At 51.1% G+C, this 17,854-nt stretch carries 16 protein-coding genes; 12 read left to right on the top strand and 4 right to left on the bottom strand.

Features of this window, described 5'->3' with window-relative positions:
• Window positions 1-10 precede the first annotated feature (10 nt).
• The 5 genes from ACO0LI_RS01315 (at window position 11) to ACO0LI_RS01295 (ending at window position 5,395) form a co-directional block, all read left to right on the top strand.
• Window positions 11-973 (top strand): D-alanine--D-alanine ligase, encoded by a 963-nt coding sequence (locus ACO0LI_RS01315; protein ID WP_423030244.1) that lies wholly within the window; start codon window positions 11-13, stop codon window positions 971-973.
• A 16-nt stretch (window positions 974-989) separates the two neighbouring features.
• Window positions 990-1,781, top strand: coding sequence for a cell division protein FtsQ/DivIB (locus ACO0LI_RS01310; RefSeq protein WP_422949571.1), 792 nt, complete (start codon window positions 990-992; stop codon window positions 1,779-1,781).
• Window positions 1,778-3,010: a cell division protein FtsA gene (gene ftsA / locus ACO0LI_RS01305; protein ID WP_110255262.1), complete on the top strand. Its 1,233-nt coding sequence runs from the start codon at window positions 1,778-1,780 to the stop codon at window positions 3,008-3,010. Before ACO0LI_RS01310 ends, ftsA begins: the two co-directional genes overlap by 4 nt.
• Before the next feature lie 124 nt (window positions 3,011-3,134).
• Window positions 3,135-4,334 carry a cell division protein FtsZ gene (gene ftsZ / locus ACO0LI_RS01300; RefSeq protein WP_422949570.1) on the top strand — a complete coding sequence of 400 codons (1,200 nt, stop codon included), beginning with the start codon at window positions 3,135-3,137 and terminating at the stop codon, window positions 4,332-4,334.
• Between the two features lie 554 nt (window positions 4,335-4,888).
• Complete coding sequence (locus tag ACO0LI_RS01295) at window positions 4,889-5,395, top strand: peroxiredoxin (RefSeq protein WP_110255260.1); 507 nt, start codon at window positions 4,889-4,891, stop codon at window positions 5,393-5,395.
• Window positions 5,396-5,479: 84 nt separating this feature from the next.
• On the opposite strand, the gene ACO0LI_RS01290 is transcribed toward ACO0LI_RS01295, so the two are convergent.
• Window positions 5,480-5,971 (bottom strand): GNAT family N-acetyltransferase, encoded by a 492-nt coding sequence (locus ACO0LI_RS01290; protein WP_423030242.1) that lies wholly within the window; start codon window positions 5,969-5,971, stop codon window positions 5,480-5,482.
• Between the two features lie 71 nt (window positions 5,972-6,042).
• Between ACO0LI_RS01290 and lpxC the strand changes: the two genes are divergently transcribed.
• Window positions 6,043-6,978 (top strand): UDP-3-O-acyl-N-acetylglucosamine deacetylase, encoded by a 936-nt coding sequence (gene lpxC / locus ACO0LI_RS01285; protein ID WP_422949568.1) that lies wholly within the window; start codon window positions 6,043-6,045, stop codon window positions 6,976-6,978.
• Between the two features lie 36 nt (window positions 6,979-7,014).
• Here the strand turns inward: lpxC and ACO0LI_RS01280 are convergent, their stop codons facing one another.
• Window positions 7,015-7,518 carry a DciA family protein gene (locus ACO0LI_RS01280; RefSeq protein ID WP_423030240.1) on the bottom strand — a complete coding sequence of 168 codons (504 nt, stop codon included), beginning with the start codon at window positions 7,516-7,518 and terminating at the stop codon, window positions 7,015-7,017.
• A gap of 82 nt (window positions 7,519-7,600) precedes the next feature.
• Between ACO0LI_RS01280 and ACO0LI_RS01275 the strand changes: the two genes are divergently transcribed.
• From ACO0LI_RS01275 to ACO0LI_RS01250, 6 genes are all read left to right on the top strand, one after another.
• A complete protein-coding gene (locus tag ACO0LI_RS01275; protein WP_423030238.1) occupies window positions 7,601-8,554 on the top strand; it encodes a M23 family metallopeptidase in 954 nt (317 codons plus the stop codon).
• Window positions 8,555-8,786: 232 nt separating this feature from the next.
• Window positions 8,787-11,546, top strand: coding sequence for a preprotein translocase subunit SecA (gene secA, locus ACO0LI_RS01270; RefSeq protein WP_422949565.1), 2,760 nt, complete (start codon window positions 8,787-8,789; stop codon window positions 11,544-11,546).
• Window positions 11,547-11,743: 197 nt separating this feature from the next.
• The gene (locus ACO0LI_RS01265) at window positions 11,744-12,925 is read left to right on the top strand and encodes an acyl-CoA dehydrogenase family protein (RefSeq protein ID WP_423030236.1); all 1,182 of its coding nucleotides are present in this window, start codon (window positions 11,744-11,746) and stop codon (window positions 12,923-12,925) included.
• 102 nt (window positions 12,926-13,027) lie between these two features.
• On the top strand, window positions 13,028-14,266 hold the full coding sequence (gene argJ / locus ACO0LI_RS01260) for a bifunctional glutamate N-acetyltransferase/amino-acid acetyltransferase ArgJ (RefSeq protein ID WP_423030234.1): 1,239 nt from the start codon (window positions 13,028-13,030) through the stop codon (window positions 14,264-14,266).
• A gap of 12 nt (window positions 14,267-14,278) precedes the next feature.
• Window positions 14,279-15,148 (top strand): ATP-binding protein, encoded by an 870-nt coding sequence (locus ACO0LI_RS01255; protein ID WP_423030232.1) that lies wholly within the window; start codon window positions 14,279-14,281, stop codon window positions 15,146-15,148.
• A gap of 1 nt (window position 15,149) precedes the next feature.
• Window positions 15,150-15,566, top strand: a complete 417-nt coding sequence (locus ACO0LI_RS01250) for an NUDIX domain-containing protein (protein ID WP_423030230.1) — start codon at window positions 15,150-15,152, stop codon at window positions 15,564-15,566.
• Window positions 15,567-15,617: 51 nt separating this feature from the next.
• Here the strand turns inward: ACO0LI_RS01250 and ACO0LI_RS01245 are convergent, their stop codons facing one another.
• Window positions 15,618-16,244 carry a hypothetical protein gene (locus tag ACO0LI_RS01245; RefSeq protein ID WP_422949559.1) on the bottom strand — a complete coding sequence of 209 codons (627 nt, stop codon included), beginning with the start codon at window positions 16,242-16,244 and terminating at the stop codon, window positions 15,618-15,620.
• Window positions 16,244-17,845 (bottom strand): substrate-binding domain-containing protein, encoded by a 1,602-nt coding sequence (locus ACO0LI_RS01240; protein ID WP_423030228.1) that lies wholly within the window; start codon window positions 17,843-17,845, stop codon window positions 16,244-16,246. The genes ACO0LI_RS01245 and ACO0LI_RS01240 overlap by 1 nt, the downstream gene beginning before the upstream one ends.
• Window positions 17,846-17,854: the final 9 nt, after the last annotated feature.

The raw sequence follows: 17,854 nt of genomic DNA, 5'->3' as shown, positions 1-17,854 counted from the left end.
TCAGATCATCATGAGCGAATTGAATTTGAAATCTCTGGGCAAAGTAGGCGTGCTGTTTGGCGGGCGTTCGGCTGAACGTGAAATCTCTCTGATGTCCGGTACTGGCGTACTGCAAGCCTTGAAAAGCAAAGGCATAGATGCCCATGGCTTTGACACGGCAGAACGCAGCATTGCCGAACTGGCCGCAGAAAATTTTGACCGCGTTTTCATTGCCCTGCATGGTCGCTATGGTGAAGACGGCAGCTTGCAAGGTGTGCTGGAGCAATTGAATATTCCTTACACCGGTAGCGGCGTGATGGCATCCGCAATCGCCATGGACAAGATTTTTACCAAACGCATCTGGCAAACCTATGGCCTGAGCACTCCTGCTTATGCTGTGTTGACAGGTCAGACTGAATTACGCCGTGTGCCGGATGAACTGGGTTTGCCATTGATCATCAAGCCGCCACATGAGGGTTCTACAATAGGTATTACCAAGGTAGTTGGTTATTCAGACATGCAGGAAGCCTATGCTTTGGCCGCCCAGTTTGATGAAGTCGTGCTGGCAGAAGAATTTGTTGAAGGCCGTGAACTGACAGTGGCGATTCTTGGTAAGGGCGAGCAGGCGTATGCCTTGCCGATTACAGAAATCGTGGCACCTGATGGTAACTACGATTACCAGAACAAGTATTTTACTGACGATACGCAATACATCTGCCCGGCAGTGCTGGAGCATGATCTGACGGATGCCATCCGCAAGATGGCTGTCGATGCTTATCGCGCACTGGATTGCGAAGGCTGGGCCAGGGTTGATGTCTTGTTGCGCAAGTCGGATAACAAACCGTTTTTGCTGGAGATTAATACTTCCCCAGGCATGACCGGACATTCGCTGGTACCGATGGCAGCCAAGGCAGTAGGCATCAGTTATGAAGATTTGTGTGTGGAAATTTTGAAGACGGCAAGTTTGAAAATTAAATCTGAACAAAAAAAGTAAACGGTAAGAGTAAAAAATGTGGCATGACAGCAAGTTGATGAACAATACCGCGAATGCCCTGTTTGGGCTGGTGCTGTTCATCCTGGTGTTGTCAGGCGTTTGGTGGGTAATACAAAGACCGTTTTTTACTTTGCGTGTGATACGGGTAGAAGCCAGTAGTGCCAGCGGCGACACTGATTTGCGGCATGTGAATACGTTGACGATCAGGAACACTGCTTTACCAAAGATCAGGGGTAATTTTTTCACTGCAAACCTGGACGCAGTAAGGACATCTTTCGAAGCAGTGCCATGGGTACGCAAGGCCAGCGTACAAAGAGAATGGCCGAACAAACTCATCGTCACTCTGGAAGAACATGTGGCGCTGGGTACCTGGGGTGAAAATGGGCAGTTGATTTCTGCCAAGGGGGATGTGTTCACGGCCAATTTGGCCGAGGCCGAGGATGATGCAGATCTGGTTGCCCTGAGTGGGCCAGAGGGTAGTGAAAAAGAAGTGCTGGCGCAGTATATGGAATTTAAAAACTGGTTTGCCAGGATCAGTCTGGCACCGGATGAAGTGAATTACTCCAGTCGTTATGCCTGGAGTCTGAAGTTGAATAATGGCATGCAAGTGCAGTTGGGCAGGGTGCAGGATGCGACAACGCTTAAGAGCAGGGTGGATAAACTGATGACAGTCTATCCACAGCTGCTGGCCAGTTTGCAGGACAGTATTGAAAGTGTGGACATGCGTTATCCGAATGGCCTGGCGCTCAAATCGAGTCACAGTAATCTCGGATCAAAAAAGCAAACAAAAGCAAGTGGAAAGACATGACAAAAGACGCTAAAAATCTGATAGTTGGTCTCGATATCGGCACCTCAAAAATTGTGGCGGTCGTGGCGGAAGTCATGCCTGACGGCAGGCATGAAGTCATCGGCCTGGGCCAGCATGAATCCAAGGGGCTGAAAAAAGGCGTTGTCGTCAATATCGAGGCGACCGTCGAATCCATACAGCGCGCTTTGGAAGAAGCCGAGTTGATGGCTGACTGCAAGATACGCAATGTGTACACCGGGATCGCCGGTAGCCATATCCGCAGCTTTAATTCCAGCGGCATGGTGGCGATCAAGGATAAAGAAGTCACCGCAGCTGACGTTTCGCGCGTGATAGAAACTGCCAAGGCTGTCAATATTCCGACTGACCAGCAATTGCTGCATACCTTGCCGCAAGAATTTATCGTCGATAGCCAGGACGATGTGCGCGAACCGATAGGCATGAGCGGCATACGTCTCGAAGTCAAAGTGCATATCGTTACCGGTGCTGTGTCGGCGGTGCAGAACATCGTCAAGTGTGTGCGCCGTTGCGGCCTCGAAGTATCTGACCTGATCCTGCAACCGATGGCGTCAGCAGAAGCAGTGCTGACCAAGGATGAAAAAGAGCTGGGTGTGGTACTCATCGATATCGGTGGTGGCACGACTGACGTGGCGGTATTCAGCGAAGGTGCGATACGCCATACTGCCGTGATACCGATTGCCGGCGACCAGATCACCAATGATATCGCCATGGCCTTGCGTACGCCGACCTCGGAAGCAGAAGAAATCAAGGTGCGTTTTGGTGTCGCCAAGCAGGTATTGGCTGACCCGTCCGACACGCTGGAAGTGCCCGGCCTGGGTGACCGTGGCCCGCGTTCTTTATCACGCCAGGCTTTAGCCGCAGTGATAGAGCCGCGTGTAGAAGAATTGTTTGCGCTGGTGCACCAGGTGGTGCGTGAATCCGGTTATGAAGATGTACTGTCATCCGGCATCGTTTTGACAGGTGGATCTGCCGCCATGCCGGGCATGGTCGAGATGGCAGAAGACATCTTTTTGAAGCCGACCAGATTAGGTATGCCGGCTTACAGCGGGCAGTTGGCAGATGTCGTGCGCAGCCTGCGTTATGCCACAGTTTTGGGGTTGTTGTTGGAAGCGAAGAAGCAGTATTTGCGCGGTCATCTGGTCACTCGGCAAGAAGGTTCAGCCAAAGCGGTCTGGCAACGCATGAAAGAGTGGTTTTTAGGGAATTTTTAGCTTGTATTTTGTATCTAAATTAGTGTAGTCATTTTATAATAGTTCGATATACAGTTATTAGTCGCTAGTCGTCACACCCCGGTGATGCCTAGCGACTGATAACTGCCTACCTGGAGGAGTCATGATGGAGTTCGATATGGTTGATAACGCCACACAAGGCACCGTAATCAAGGTTGTCGGCGTAGGTGGCGCAGGCGGCAATGCGGTTCAGCACATGATCAACAAAGGCGTGTCCGGCGTTGAGTTCATAGCAGCAAACACAGATGCGCAAGCACTGTTGCAGTCTAAAGCAAACAATGTGATACAGATCGGCGAAACTGGTCTGGGCGCAGGTATGAAACCGGAAGTCGGCCGCAAGCTGGCAGAAGATTCCCGTGCCCGCATCGAAGACGCATTGCGCGGTGCGCACATGGTATTTATCGCTGCCGGTATGGGTGGCGGTACAGGTACTGGTGCCGCTCCTGTAGTTGCGCAAGTCGCCAAAGAATTGGGTGCACTGACCGTGGCCGTGGTTTCCAAACCATTTTCTTACGAAGGTCAGAAATGCATGGACATCGCCGATGAAGGCCTGGAAGCCCTGTCACAGCACGTCGATTCTCTGATCATCATTCTCAACGAAAAACTCGAAGAGATTTATGAAGACGACAGCATGATCGAATGGCTGCAACATGCAGATGATGTCTTGAACAATGCCGTTGCCGGTATTGCCGAGATTATCAATGTGCCTGGCCATATCAACGTCGACTTCAATGACGTGAAAACCATCATGGGCGAACAAGGCAAGGCCATGATGGGTACGGCAACCGCTTCCGGCGTTGATCGTGCGCGCATCGCCGCTGAACAGGCAGTCGCATCACCACTGCTGGACGGTATCGATTTGTCTGGTGCCCGCGGCGTATTGGTGAATGTCACAGCCAGCCGTGGTCTGAAAGGTAAAGAGATCAAGGAAGTCATGTCTACAGTGCGCGCTTTTGCTGCACCGGATGCATCGATCGCCCAGGGTATCGCCTACGATGACAACATGGGTGACGATATCCGTGTAACGGTAGTTGCAACTGGCCTTGGCCGTGGCAAGAAAAATATCCAGCTGGTGCAAACACCTATGCTGCGTACCGGTACTCACAATGAAACCGTGATGGCCAGCCCTGTCATGACATCTGCCACTATCAGCACTGGTTCTGTAACTGGTTCCGCAGGCTTTGATGGCTTGAGCAAGCCTGCAGTATGGCGCCGTGAGTCTGCGTCAGAAACAGTACGTGCCCTGGAAAAAAATGGCATGGAAACTTACGATATCCCAGCTTTCCTGCGCAAACAGGCTGACTGATTTATCTGGTTTTTCTGCAAAACGCCAGCTTCGGAAGAGGCTGGCGTTTTTTATTTTAAATCTCAAAAAGTCACACGCGAGTCTTCAGAATAAGTCATGACAGAATATGACCTGCATGTTCCCTCCCTTTCAAGGGGAGGGCTAGGGTGGGGATGGGTTTCAGGCAATTAACAGCAATGTATTTTGCTACAGAAAACCATCCCACAGCCATTCCACCGCGCAGCTTGCAAGCTGCTTAGAGATTCGTGGCGCAAAGCCGCGCTTTGCGAATTCCCACAAATCTCCCCTTGAAGGGGATGGAGCTTGAAACACATTTTTGAAGCAGATATTTAATTTGAAATTGAGACTCCTAAGCGGAAAAATCGCTAGGCTGCTGCCTTTAGTTATCCTAATGGTCTTAAGCCTTATCCTTTTAACTTCTGCAAGAAAATTCTAGCTCAGGCATACTTGCGTCCTTCACTGTCGGTGTTGATATGGCTCAAACTTCCTGCTTTTGGCGGAGGCGGCATACAGCAAGGCAGTGAATATCCGAATACTTATCTAGGGAGCATAAAATGACAATCAAGATTGGCGATACCCTGCCTGAAGGCAGCCTGGCAGAATTTATTGAAGTGGAATCAGAAGGATGTTCACTCGGACCAAATACTTTCAAAGTCGCGGACCTGACCAAAGGTAAAACCATTGCGATTTTTGGCCTGCCTGGCGCATATACGCCAACTTGCTCAGCCAAGCATGTGCCTGGCTATGTTGCACTGGCAGCAGATTTGAAAGCCAAGGGCGTTGATGAAATCTGGTGTATCTCCGTCAATGACGCATTCGTCATGGGCGCATGGGGTCGCGATCAAAAATCCACAGGCATCGTTCGCATGATGGCTGACGGCAATGCAGATTTCAGCAAAGCGCTGGGCCTGGATGCAGATTTCAGCAAATTCGGTATGGGCACACGTTCCCAGCGTTATTCCCTGCTGGCAGTAGATGGTGTCGTCAAGCAATTGAATATCGAAGAAGGCGGCAAGTTTGAAGTGTCGAACGCAGAAACACTGCTGGCACAATTGGGCTAATCAGGTTTTCTGTTTCGCATCAAGAAAGGCGCTGAGTGCTCACTGAATGCACTGAGCGCCTTTTTTATTGCATACATGTCTGCTTTAGTCTAATGACTTGCACATGATGTGCGACTGAACGCCATAACCCTGGGCAGCATAAAAATCCATGGCATTGCGGTTGAAGTCAAAAACCTCCAGCCTGATTTCCACTGCACCATGTTCACGCGCCCAACTCGTCGCGCCATCCATCAATAATTTTCCTATCCCCAATTTTTGATGTGCATCAGAAACCACGATCGTGCCTACACGGCAGATACGGCGACGGTACAAGAAGGGGATCGTCGTGTTTTCATGCCAGCTCATGGTAATGAAGCCCAGGACGTGATCAGTGTCGCAAGCCAGTAAGGCACAACCAGCGGGGTTTTCAAACGTGCTATGCCAGAACTGGCGGTCTAGTTCGCGATTTGTTTTTTGTACGAAGACCTTAGGGGCAGCGGCGTGGTGCTGGGCGTTGATCTGATCGCTGAGATCACACATGGCATCCAGATCGGTGACGGCAGCACAGCGGATTTGAATTGTTGTTTTTGTATTCATTTTTAAAATGTGAAACGGCTAATTTCCCTCGCTCCTGCATGGGAAATTGCCTGAAACGCTATAATAGCGCGATGTTAAAGCAAAGAACCATCAAACAAGTCGTGAAAACCGTTGGTGTCGGCCTGCATTCCGGTACCAAGGTTGAACTCGTCATGCGCCCGGCACCAGTTGATACCGGCATTATTTTCACGCGTACAGATTTGAATCCACCCGTAGTTTTGCCTGCCCAGGCTTTGGCCGTGGGCGATACCCGCATGGCTTCGACCTTGTCGAATGAGCATGGCAAGGTATCGACGGTGGAACATTTGCTGTCTGCCTGCGCAGGCCTGGGCATTGATAATCTGTACATTGATGTCAGCGCAGAAGAAATCCCCATCATGGATGGTTCAGCTTCATCTTTCGTCTATTTATTGCAGCAGGCTGGCATGCAGGAGCAAGACGCAGCGAAGAAATTTATCCGTGTTTTGAAGCCAGTAGAAATCCGCGAAGGTACGGGCAAGTCTGAAAAATGGGCCAGGCTGGAACCTTTCAACGGTTTCAAGCTGCATTTCTTTATTGAGTTCAATCACCCGGCAGTCGATGGCACGGTACAAACGGCAGTCGTTGATTTTGCCAGCGCTACCTTTGTGCAGGATGTTGCCAGGGCGCGGACTTTCGGTTTCATGCAGGATGTGGAAATGCTCAGGGGCATAGGCCTGGCACGTGGCGGCTCCATGGAAAATGCCATCGTCATGGACGAATACCGTATTTTGAATTCAGATGGGCTGCGTTTTGATGATGAATTTGTCCGTCACAAGATACTGGATGCGATTGGCGATTTATACCTGATCGGCCATCCCTTCCTTGCCAGTTATACCGCCCACAAATCTGGTCATGGCTTGAACAATCAGTTATTGCGCGCCTTGCTGGCCCAGCCTGATGCCTATGAAATCGTCAGTTTTGATGATCTGGGCACGGCACCTCCAACTTATGCCACACAAGTAGATAGGGAGTGGGCGCTCGCTTAAAGCTTCGGCTTTGAGCTCATTGGCAGCCTGCTGAAATCAGCTTCCAGAGCGGTGGCGTTGTATCAGGCGGCTAAGCGCTGCCCGCAAATCTGCATTTTGCGGCGTGTCTTCGAGCGCATGTTCCAACTGTCCAAATGCCTGTAAAGCTTTGCCTGAAAATGCTATTTGCTTAACGGCAACAGGCTTCTCAACGACGCGCCTGACTTGTACTTTAATGCGGATTGCGTTAATCTGCCATCCCCGTTCTTGCAAAAATGCTTGCAGTTTCGGGCATTGCTGTTTCAATTTGGTCGCCAGTGCGGCATTCGGCGCTGATAGCGTCAACTGTCCTTCCGTTACTTGCATAACCTCACAAGAGGCAAATATCGGCGGCAGTATAAGTCCACAGTCTTTTTGCAGCTTCAGATTGCGCTGCACTGTGGGTAGCAGTTGGGAGATTCTCTCATTACTGCGCAAAAAGTCACCGGCTTCGCTGGCACCAGGCACTTTGCGACCGCGTTTAATGTTAACCGGATAGGTAGGGCGTGAGAATGTTGACATGCGCACTACCTTACCACAAACAGGGCAGGCCAGCTCTCACAAGGAGCACCAGGCCGCCTTTCGTTTTCAGAGGAGCATATTGATGCAAATCATTTTGATGCACTCCCGTTTTACCCAGGCAAAGTCAGTGACTTTGTCTTCTCGCCACGTCATCCTTGCTACTTTTGCATTCCTGTTGGTTATCACTTGTTGCGCTGCCCTGATGGCGGCCCTGACCCTGAAGCTGGCCAGCGCTGACTTGCCACTCTTGCGTGATTTAGTGCCAGTGGCTGCAACAAGTGGTGATACTGGTAATAAAGATAAGTTCATGAAAGAAAACCTCGCTGCGATGGCGGCCAAGCTTGGCGAAATGCAGGCGCAACTGATACGTCTCGATGCACTCGGTGAGCGGGTGCAGGGTCTGGCGGGCGTCAAGCCAGAAGAGTTTAATTTCAAGGAGCTGCCAGGTCGCGGTGGCCCTGAAGTCTCTACCCAGCCCGCGCAGGAATTGAACCTGGCTGAATTCCAGGCAGCTCTCGCAGCCATGTCTGTCGATATCGAGCACCGTTCAGATTATATGAATGTGGTGGAGACCAAACTCATGGGCTTCAAGGTGCAATCCAAGCTCTTGCCCACTATCCAGCCCGTAAACGTTGCTTATAATGCATCTGGTTTTGGCTGGAGGCTTGATCCTTTTTCTGGTCGCAGCGCATTTCATGAGGGCATAGATTTCTCAGGCCCTACCGGTACCCACATCGTTGCAGCAGCTGGCGGTGTCGTGGTGGCGGCAGAATATCATCCACAATTTGGCAATATGGTGGAAATTGATCATGGTGGCGAGATCATGACCCGTTATGCCCACTCTTCCAAAATTCATGTCAAGCTGGGTGATATCGTCAAGCGTGGGCAACACATCGCTGACATTGGTTCAACTGGCCGCTCAACCGGTGCGCATTTGCATTTTGAGGTACATGTCAAAGGCGTGCCACAAAATCCCCATAAATTCCTGTCTGCAGGGGCTAATCAAGCCAATCTTGCTGCCGTGAACCAGAAATAACTTGAGTTTGCCGATTCAGTCACCAATTGCAATCCCATGTCTGGGAATTGTTTGCCGGATGCACACCCATTAGTTGCTAAATAATCTATTTTGTTGCCTGAAAGGCAGTGAAATCGAGCAATTACTGGTGAATCGGGTGTCACATGGTAAAATCACAGGCTATCCTAATGTTGTTGTCAAATTAAGCACTATTTCAACAATTTTTTTAAGAATTTAACTTTCCGTTCATAGCATGTCATTCCTGACCAAGATATTCGGCAGCCGCAATCAGCGGCTTTTGAAGCAATACCAAAAGACGGTGCGTGAGATCAACGCATTGGAACCCAAGCTGGAAGCCTTGTCAGACGAGGCTTTGCAAGCCAAGACTGCAGAGTTCAAAGCACGTGTTGCGAACGGAGAGACACTTGATGCCATCCTCCCGGAAGCCTTCGCAGTCTGTCGCGAGGCCAGCAAACGCGTCCTGAAAATGCGTCACTTTGACGTGCAGATGATAGGCGGCATGGTTTTGCACTACGGCAAAATCGCTGAAATGGGCACCGGTGAGGGTAAAACTTTGATGGCGACCCTGCCAATCTACCTGAATGCCTTGTCAGGCAAGGGCGTGCACGTTGTGACCGTCAATGATTACCTGGCGCAACGCGATGCTGAATGGATGGGCCAATTGTATGGCTGGCTGGGGCTGAGTACAGGTATCAACCTGTCGCAACTTGATCACGATGCCAAACAGGCAGCTTATGGCTCTGACATTACCTATGGCACGAATAACGAATACGGCTTCGATTATCTGCGCGATAACATGGTCTATGATGTCAAAGACCGTGTACAGCGCAGCCTGAATTTTGCCGTCGTCGATGAAGTTGACTCGATTCTTATCGATGAAGCCCGTACACCATTGATCATTTCTGGTCAGGCGGAAAATCATACCGAGCTGTACTACAAAATCAATGAAGTACCCAAGCTGCTGACCCTGCAAGTCGGTGAAGAAACACCGGATGGCAAGGGCAAGATAGAAGTACCAGGTGACTACACCAAGGATGAAAAAGCCCATCAGGTCTTGCTGACTGAAGCTGGTCATGACAAGGTAGAGCGCATCCTCACGCAAATGGGTTTGCTGCCTGAAGGTGCATCTGTATATGATGCCGCCAACATCACTCTGATCCATCATTTGTATGCTGCTTTGCGCGCACACGCCCTGTATTTCAAAGATCAGCACTATGTAGTGCAGAACGATGAAATCGTCATCGTCGATGAATTCACTGGCCGTATGATGACGGGCCGCCGCTGGTCTGATGGCTTGCACCAGGCTGTTGAAGCCAAAGAAGGTGTACGCATCCAGAACGAAAACCAGACACTGGCATCGATCACTTTCCAGAATTACTTCCGTATGTACACCAAACTGTCAGGCATGACAGGTACGGCAGATACAGAGGCTTATGAATTCCAGGAAATCTACGGTCTCGAAACCGTGGTTATTCCACCCAACCGTCCTTCGCAACGCAAGGACAGGCAAGATCAGGTCTATAAGTCTGCACAAGAAAAATACAACGCCATGCTGGTTGATATCCAGGATTGCTATGAACGTGGTCAGCCAGTACTGGTAGGTACGACCTCGATTGAAAATTCTGAACTTCTGTCTGGCATACTGGAAAAAGCAGGCTTGCCACACAATGTACTGAACGCCAAGCAGCATGCCCGTGAAGCGGAAATCATTGCTCAGGCCGGTCGTCCAAAAGCCATCACCATCGCTACCAATATGGCGGGTCGTGGTACGGATATCGTGCTCGGTGGTAATGTCGCCAAGCAAGTGCAAATGATAGAAGCGAATGCAACTTTGTCTGATGCAGACAAAGAGACGCAATCGCAAAAACTGCGCGATGAATGGCAATCCCTGCATGAGACTGTGGTCAATGCGGGCGGCTTGCACATCGTTGGTACTGAACGTCACGAATCCCGTCGCGTGGATAATCAATTGCGCGGTCGTTCTGGCCGTCAGGGCGATCCGGGTTCTTCCCGTTTCTATCTGTCGCTTGACGATACGCTGCTGCGTATTTTTGCCGGTGACCGCGTCCGCGCGATCATGGACAGGCTGAAAATGCCGGAAGGCGAGCCTATAGAAGCAGGTATCGTTTCCCGTTCCATAGAATCCGCGCAGCGCAAGGTTGAGGCACGTAACTTTGATATCCGCAAACAATTGCTGGAATACGATGACGTCGCCAATGATCAGCGTAAAGTCATTTACCAGCAACGTAATGAATTGCTGGAAGCGCAAGACATGGCAGAGCTGATCTCTTCACTGCGTCATGGCATGTTTGAAGATATCGTACGTGAATTTGTACCGGCAGAATCCGTCGAAGAACAGTGGAATATCCCAGGTCTTGAAGCAGCATTGCGTGATGAATGGGCACTTGATCTGCCGCTGTCGCAAATGCTCAAGGACGATGCCAATATCACGGATGAAGATATTCTGGAGCGTGTGCAAAAAGCTGCTAATGATGTCTATGAAGCCAAGATATCCATCGTCGGCAAAGAATCTTTTGCCGGTTTCGAGCGCAATGTCATGCTGCAAAGCATAGATACGCACTGGCGTGAACATCTGGCTGCACTCGATCATTTGCGCCAGGGTATCCATTTGCGCGGCTATGCACAGAAAAATCCTAAACAGGAATACAAGCGCGAAGCATTTGAACTGTTTGGTCAGATGCTCGAAGCGATCAAAAACGAAGTGGTCAGGACTGTGGTCACTGTACGTATACAATCCCGTGAAGAGATTGATGCAGCAGAAGAAAGACTGGCACAGTCACAGATTGAAAACGTCCATTATCAGCACGCTGATTTTGATGCAGATGCAACGCCTGAAGAAATGCTGGCGCCGGTTGCTGATTTTGGTACGGATCAGCCAGAAATCAATTACGCCCTGAAGGTAGGCCGTAATGACCCTTGCCCTTGCGGCAGTGGCAAGAAGTTCAAACAATGTCATGGCAAGCTTGCCTGATTATTGAGTAGTACAAAAACAAAAGGCGACCATTGGTCGCCTTTTGTTTTTTCGTCGTCCAGTGTCAATTTAGCGAATCCTGATCCCCTCACTTGACGCAAGCAAATCCCGGAGTTAAAGTGAACGAGCGTGCTTATTTGAGCATTCATTCTATATCCTGGAGTCTCAACTTATGATGACCAGACCTGAGGGGGCTTATGGACTTGAACTTTAACGATGCAGAGCTGGGTTTTCGTCAACTGGTCCGTCATTTTCTGCACACTTCATTACCTCAAACCATCAGCCATAAAGTGCATCATGGCATAGCACTCGAAAAAAGCGATTACCAGCAATGGCAAAAGATATTGCACGCTCAGGGCTGGGGCGCCTCCTCCTGGCCTGCTGTTCATGGTGGCACTGGCTGGTCTGCTGTGCAGCGCTATATATTTGAAGAGGAATGCGCCGCTGCCGGTGCGCCACGGCTGCCGCCATTTGGCATCAAGATGGTGGCACCCGTCATCATGGAATTTGGCTCGCCTGAGCAACAGCAGAGATTTTTGCCGAAGATACTGACTGCCGATGAATGGTGGTGCCAAGGGTATTCTGAGCCAGGCTCCGGCTCAGACCTCGCTTCCGTCAAGGCCACGGCGGAACGCAGGCTTGACAGCGAAGGCGAATACTATGTGGTCAATGGTCAAAAGACCTGGACCACACTGGCGCACTATGCCGACTGGATATTTTGCCTGGTCCGTACAGACCGCGAAGCCAAGGCCCAGCGCGGTATTTCATTCCTGCTCATCGATATGAAATCCCCTGGAGTCACTGTCAGGCCAATTATCACCATGGACGGCGCACATGAAGTCAATGAAGTCTGGTTTGATGACGTCAAAGTCTCAGCCGCTAACCTGGTCGGTGATGAAAACAAGGGCTGGACTTATGCCAAGTTTTTGCTGGGACATGAGCGCACCAATATTGCGGGCATAGGCATCGCCAAACGCGAGTTGGCCAGATTGAAAAGAGTGGCCGCACGTGAATTCAAGAATGGCAAACCGCTCATGGAAGATGCTGCTTTTGCTACACGCGTAGCACAGGTAGAGATAGACTTGATGGCGCTGGAAATGACCAATCTGCGGGTCTTGTCGGCAGAAGAGCAAAGTCATGCGCCAGGGCCGGAAGCATCGATACTGAAGATCAAGGGTACAGAAATCCAGCAGACTATCTCTGAATTGCTGGTGCAGGCGGTAGGAGAGCAGGCCTTGCCCCTGCGTGATCGTCAGGATACCAGTGAGCTGGCCAGCCCGCTCGCCATCAATTACCTGAACATGCGCAAGCTATCCATCTATGGTGGTTCAAATGAAATACAAAAAAATATCATTGCCCAAATGATCATGGGGCTCTGAGGAGCTTTGCTGTTGCGCGTGAAATTTCCTCAGCGCAAACATGCTTCGCAGTGCAACAAAATGCCCTACAATGTCGGCTTGATTTCAACGCAAGGAAAAACCATGGCCGTTAATTCCCCCATCCCTGTGGCTGCAGATTTGAAACCGGTAGCCGGCATACGCCTCGGTTATGCCGAGGCTGGCATACGCAAGCCCAACCGCAAAGACGTACTGGTCATGGAACTGGCCTCTACGGCAACCGTCTCCGGGGTATTTACGACCAACCGCTTTTGCGCAGCCCCCGTGCAAGTCTGCAAGGCCCATCTGGAAGGCCTGCACATGGCATCCAGCCCTATCCGCGCGCTGGTGGTGAATACTGGTAATGCGAATGCCGGTACTGGCGATGCTGGCCTGGCGGCAGCAAATGCAACTTGCGCTGCCCTGGCAGAATTGTTGGGTTGCGAAGCCTCTCAAATCCTGCCATTTTCTACTGGCGTGATCCTCGAGCAATTGCCGGTCGACAGGCTGGTCGCTGGTTTGCCGGCAGCCATAGCAAACCTGACAGCCGATAACTGGTTTAATGCCGCTACCGCGATCATGACTACCGATACCCAGCCCAAGGCGGCATCGGCGACGGTAGAAATCAACGGCAAAACCGTGACCATGACAGGCATCAGCAAAGGTGCGGGCATGATCAAGCCAAATATGGCGACCATGCTGGGCTATCTGGCGATAGATGCCAAGGTTGCGCAAAATGTGCTCGATCATATGGTCAAGCAGGCAGCTGACAAATCCTTTAATTGCATCACCATCGATGGTGATACTTCCACCAATGATTCCTTCATGCTCATCGCTACTGGCGCGGGTGAAGTTGAAGTCAATGATGTCGAGACACCAGAATATGTAGCACTGGCAGAAGCCGTGACTGCGCTGTCGCAAAAACTCGCCCACATGATTATCCGTGATGGCGAAGGCGCGACCAAGTTCATGACGATTGCAGTCGAAGAAGGCCGTGATGTAGAAGAGTGCCGCAAAATCGCTTACTCGATCGCCCATTCTCCCCTGGTCAAAACCGCTTTCTTTGCTTCTGATCCTAATCTGGGCCGTATCCTGGCAGCCATAGGTTATGCCGGTGTGAATGACCTGGATGTAGGCAAGCTGAACTTGTACCTCGATGATGTCTGGGTCGCCAAAAATGGTGGCCGCAATCCTGATTACCGTGAAGAGGATGGTCAGCGCATCATGAAGCAGAGTGAGATCACGATACGTGTCAAACTCGCACGTGGCGATGCGGCAGCGACAGTTTGGACTTGCGATTTGTCGCATGACTATGTCTCCATCAACGCCGACTACCGTTCCTGATCTGGACAGACAATGACGCAGCTTGATCAATTTCTCTTGCGTGCCGAGCATTTGCTGAGCAGGTTGGAAAACATATTGCCTGCCAGTACGCCAGCACCTGACTGGAATCTGGGCTTTGCCTATCGTTGGCGCAAGCGTAGTGGCCAGGGCTATTTGCAAGTCGTGCGTCATGCATCAACCATAGCGCTGGATGACTTGCGCAATGTCGCCGCACAAAAAGCCCAGATAGAGCAAAACACCAGGCAATTCGTCCACGGCAAACCAGCCAATAATGTTTTGCTGACCGGTGCCCGTGGCACAGGTAAATCATCGCTGATCAAGGCTTGTCTGAACCAGTTTTCTGACCAGGGTTTGCGCCTCATCGAAGTTGATAAGGCTGACCTGGCTGACTTGCCGGATATCGTCGACCTGATCGCCGAGCGTCCCGAGCGTTTCATCGTTTTTTGTGATGACCTGTCCTTTGAAGAAGGTGAGGCTGGTTACAAAGCCTTGAAAGTGGCACTGGATGGCAGTATTTCTGCTCAGTCCGATAATGTACTGATCTATGCGACTTCAAACCGCCGCCATCTCTTGCCTGAGAAAATGTCAGACAATGCCAGCTATAAATATAGCGATGATGGCGACCTGCATCCGGGTGAAACGGTAGAAGAAAAAATCTCTTTGTCCGAACGCTTTGGCCTCTGGGTATCTTTCTATCCTTTCAAACAGGATGATTACCTTGATATCGTCGCCTACTGGCTGGGCAGTATGGGTTGTACTGCTACACAGGTAGAAGAAGCACGTGGTGATGCCCTGCGCTGGGCTTTGCAACGCGGTTCGCGTTCTGGCCGCGTGGCCTGGCAATTTGCCCGCGACTACGCTGGCAAACTGGCGGAGTCTTGAGATGACAGCAAAACCTGTAGATGTCGCTGTCGGCATCCTGATGAAAGCCAATGGCGATGTCTTGTTGGGGCAACGTCCCGCTGGTAAACCGTATGAGGGTTATTGGGAATTTCCCGGTGGTAAGGTTGAGCCGGATGAATCCATATTCGATGCCCTCAAGCGCGAATTTGTCGAAGAGCTGGGCATAAAGGTGTTGACTGCTGAACCCTGGTGCGGCGTGGAACACATCTACCCACATGCTCATGTCAGGCTGCATTTCTATATCAGCCGTGAATGGCAGGGCGAGCCGCAAAGCCTGGAAGGGCAAGCCTTTGCCTGGCAGGGCAGTGTAGGGCTTTCACCTTTATTGCCAGCCACCATACCCCTGCTGGAATGGCTGGATGCCTTGCGGCACGAAGAACAGAGCCTGGCAGCCTGATCTAGCCATATACGGTGAACTTCATTATGGTGAACTTCATTGCGGTGAACTTCATTGTATAAAGCTCACCGTATGAAATTTTTCTTTTAAAAACTCCCCATTGATGACCAGGGAGTCTGCATCATTCTTGTAGATATCGGTGGCGATTTTGCCGAGCTGGGTTTCTAGCAGATGCAATTGTTCCAGCAGCAGCTGTTTGCAGGTCTTGCCGTTTTCTATGACATGCATAGTGGCAAAGGCGGTCGGCAGGTGCAAATAATTCTTGATGGTTTGTGGCAGATCGCGGTTGACTGCGTTGATCAGCAGGCTCACATAATTCATCGCTACTTCACCAGAAAAAATCTTGGGTGCCAGGTCTTGCAAGATACTCTGTATCCTGTGCAGACCATCGACGGCCTCATGCGGCAGGCGTGATTTTGATTCGCGTATCAGTGCATCGACGCTGTCTGTCAGGCTGCTTTGCGAGCTTTCGCTCTGCAGTTGCAATTCCAGTTCCTTGTCTGCCGGTATGGCCAGCCAGGCGACAGTGTACAGGGCTGCGACGATGGGGAACCACCAGTCTGCGATGATGCCGGTAAAAAACATGCCCAGCCCTAGCAGGGCCAGGCAGCAGCCAAGTAGATTCTGTGTACTGTACAAGAACAACAGAGCGCGCATTTTGAACGTCAGGGGCTGCATTATTGGTATCCGCGTATTTCTTTGAAGATGGATTGCAAACTCGCCTTGCGGCTGTCAAACATTCTGCCGCCAGACAAGTCCGAGAGTTTTTTCAATTCATCTGGCGCTGCTTCACCAAACAGCACGGTGAAAATCTTGATGCCTTTTTCATTGTCCGGCAGAGCCTTATACCAGCCTTCAAACTCATTGTAGTTGATGCCATTATTATTGATGCCATCCGTCATGACGATGATGGAATAAAAACGTGCAGGGTCGGCACGCTTGCGCTCCACCGCCTTGGCATAGGCTTCTCTGGTCGCAGAAAAAATGGCGGTACCACCATTGGCGCGCAGGCTTTGCACATGTGAAGACAGGGCGGACAGTGTTGCCTGATTATCTTTTTCTGCGTTACCCATCTCGAACAATTCTGCATTGCCTACCTCATTGCTGAAGGGCAGTATCAGTATGCGTTCACGGTTGCGGAAGCGGGCAAAGCGGCCGCTGATGCTGGCGTCTGCACCCGAGAGGCCCTGCATTGCAGTTTTCAAATCCGTGATGCGTGCACCCTGCATGGAGCCGCTGGTATCGAGCACAAAGGTGCTGTCAGTTGGCAGGCGCAGGTGATTGTCGAATGCACTCAATATCGCATCGACGACATTCAATTTGGCCGGGAAAGAAAGTTCTACCAGGGCCTGTTTGGGAAGGTCACTGACCACCACATCGGGGTTGACTGGCCGCCGCAGGGTGGTGCTGTACATGGCTTGTTGAAACTCTAGGCCACGCAGGTAGGCGACCACCTTGTCATAGGCTTCGCGTTTGGCAGGGTTGATCAGCATGATGGGATAATCTGCCGTAACGATGCCATCCTGAGGATAAACCAGCACCAGCTTTTCTTTCAGCGCCGCATCGCGGTTCATGCTCTGTAATGTAGAAGCATAATTGATAATGCCATCTACCTTGTCCTGCTCGCGCACATAGGCATCGGCCAGCCAGCCCGAGCTGCCTGCAGTCAAGCGCTGTGCCTGAAAAAAAGCCGTCAGGCTTTTGGCATTGATATCTTTTTCTTCGAGTGCGTCACCCTGACCAGACAAGGCTGCTGCCAGGCCCAGCAAGCCTGAGAAACCGGTATTCGATGAAGACGGGCTGGTCATGCCAAAGGTGAACTTGCCTTTTTTTGCCGCTTCGGCAATGTCTTTCCACGTGACGGCGGGGTTGTCTTTCCAGCCCAGTGCGGTGGCCTTGCTGTCTTTTAAACCCAGTACGACCGGCGTCAGCATGGTTCTTTCCGACGCCAATATGCGTGCCTTGGCAGCGGGCAAGAGCATCGCGTACTTGTTGCTGGCCAGCCAGGCCAGATCCACCTGTTCACCTGACTGTAATTTTTCAACTGCTTCCAGCGTACCGGTATATTGCAGACGCAAGCTGATGCCTGTTGCCTTGGTGATGGCGGGCAGCAGCGGCTCTATGTCCTTGAGTTCGGACCCTGCCATCACAGTCAGGCTGCTGGCGGAGTTGTTGTCCGCCGGTGCCGGCCCTGTTTTATTACTCTTGCCGTCTTTGCAGGCTGTCAGGCCCAGCGTCACGGCCAGCAACATGCTGATGAGTTTATACATGGATTTCATCGCTGATCT

Source organism: Undibacterium sp. Tian12W, from assembly GCF_049339405.1.
Classification (GTDB): domain Bacteria; phylum Pseudomonadota; class Gammaproteobacteria; order Burkholderiales; family Burkholderiaceae_D; genus Undibacterium.
The sequence above is the reverse complement of the archived record's forward strand: the minus strand, read 5'-3'. Positions and strand labels throughout refer to the sequence as shown.

What these genes read in the sequence shown, in the direction of transcription:
- ACO0LI_RS01315 (WP_423030244.1), top strand. Translation starts at nt 11, where the DNA reads ATGAGCGAATTGAATTTGAAATCTCTGGGCAAAGTAGGCGTGCTGTTT.
- ACO0LI_RS01310 (WP_422949571.1), top strand. Translation starts at nt 990, where the DNA reads ATGTGGCATGACAGCAAGTTGATGAACAATACCGCGAATGCCCTGTTT.
- ftsA (WP_110255262.1), top strand. Translation starts at nt 1,778, where the DNA reads ATGACAAAAGACGCTAAAAATCTGATAGTTGGTCTCGATATCGGCACC.
- ftsZ (WP_422949570.1), top strand. Translation starts at nt 3,135, where the DNA reads ATGGAGTTCGATATGGTTGATAACGCCACACAAGGCACCGTAATCAAG.
- ACO0LI_RS01295 (WP_110255260.1), top strand. Translation starts at nt 4,889, where the DNA reads ATGACAATCAAGATTGGCGATACCCTGCCTGAAGGCAGCCTGGCAGAA.
- ACO0LI_RS01290 (WP_423030242.1), bottom strand. Translation starts at nt 5,971, where the DNA reads ATGAATACAAAAACAACAATTCAAATCCGCTGTGCTGCCGTCACCGAT.
- lpxC (WP_422949568.1), top strand. Translation starts at nt 6,043, where the DNA reads ATGTTAAAGCAAAGAACCATCAAACAAGTCGTGAAAACCGTTGGTGTC.
- ACO0LI_RS01280 (WP_423030240.1), bottom strand. Translation starts at nt 7,518, where the DNA reads ATGTCAACATTCTCACGCCCTACCTATCCGGTTAACATTAAACGCGGT.
- ACO0LI_RS01275 (WP_423030238.1), top strand. Translation starts at nt 7,601, where the DNA reads ATGCAAATCATTTTGATGCACTCCCGTTTTACCCAGGCAAAGTCAGTG.
- secA (WP_422949565.1), top strand. Translation starts at nt 8,787, where the DNA reads ATGTCATTCCTGACCAAGATATTCGGCAGCCGCAATCAGCGGCTTTTG.
- ACO0LI_RS01265 (WP_423030236.1), top strand. Translation starts at nt 11,744, where the DNA reads ATGGACTTGAACTTTAACGATGCAGAGCTGGGTTTTCGTCAACTGGTC.
- argJ (WP_423030234.1), top strand. Translation starts at nt 13,028, where the DNA reads ATGGCCGTTAATTCCCCCATCCCTGTGGCTGCAGATTTGAAACCGGTA.
- ACO0LI_RS01255 (WP_423030232.1), top strand. Translation starts at nt 14,279, where the DNA reads ATGACGCAGCTTGATCAATTTCTCTTGCGTGCCGAGCATTTGCTGAGC.
- ACO0LI_RS01250 (WP_423030230.1), top strand. Translation starts at nt 15,150, where the DNA reads ATGACAGCAAAACCTGTAGATGTCGCTGTCGGCATCCTGATGAAAGCC.
- ACO0LI_RS01245 (WP_422949559.1), bottom strand. Translation starts at nt 16,244, where the DNA reads ATGCAGCCCCTGACGTTCAAAATGCGCGCTCTGTTGTTCTTGTACAGT.
- ACO0LI_RS01240 (WP_423030228.1), bottom strand. Translation starts at nt 17,845, where the DNA reads ATGAAATCCATGTATAAACTCATCAGCATGTTGCTGGCCGTGACGCTG.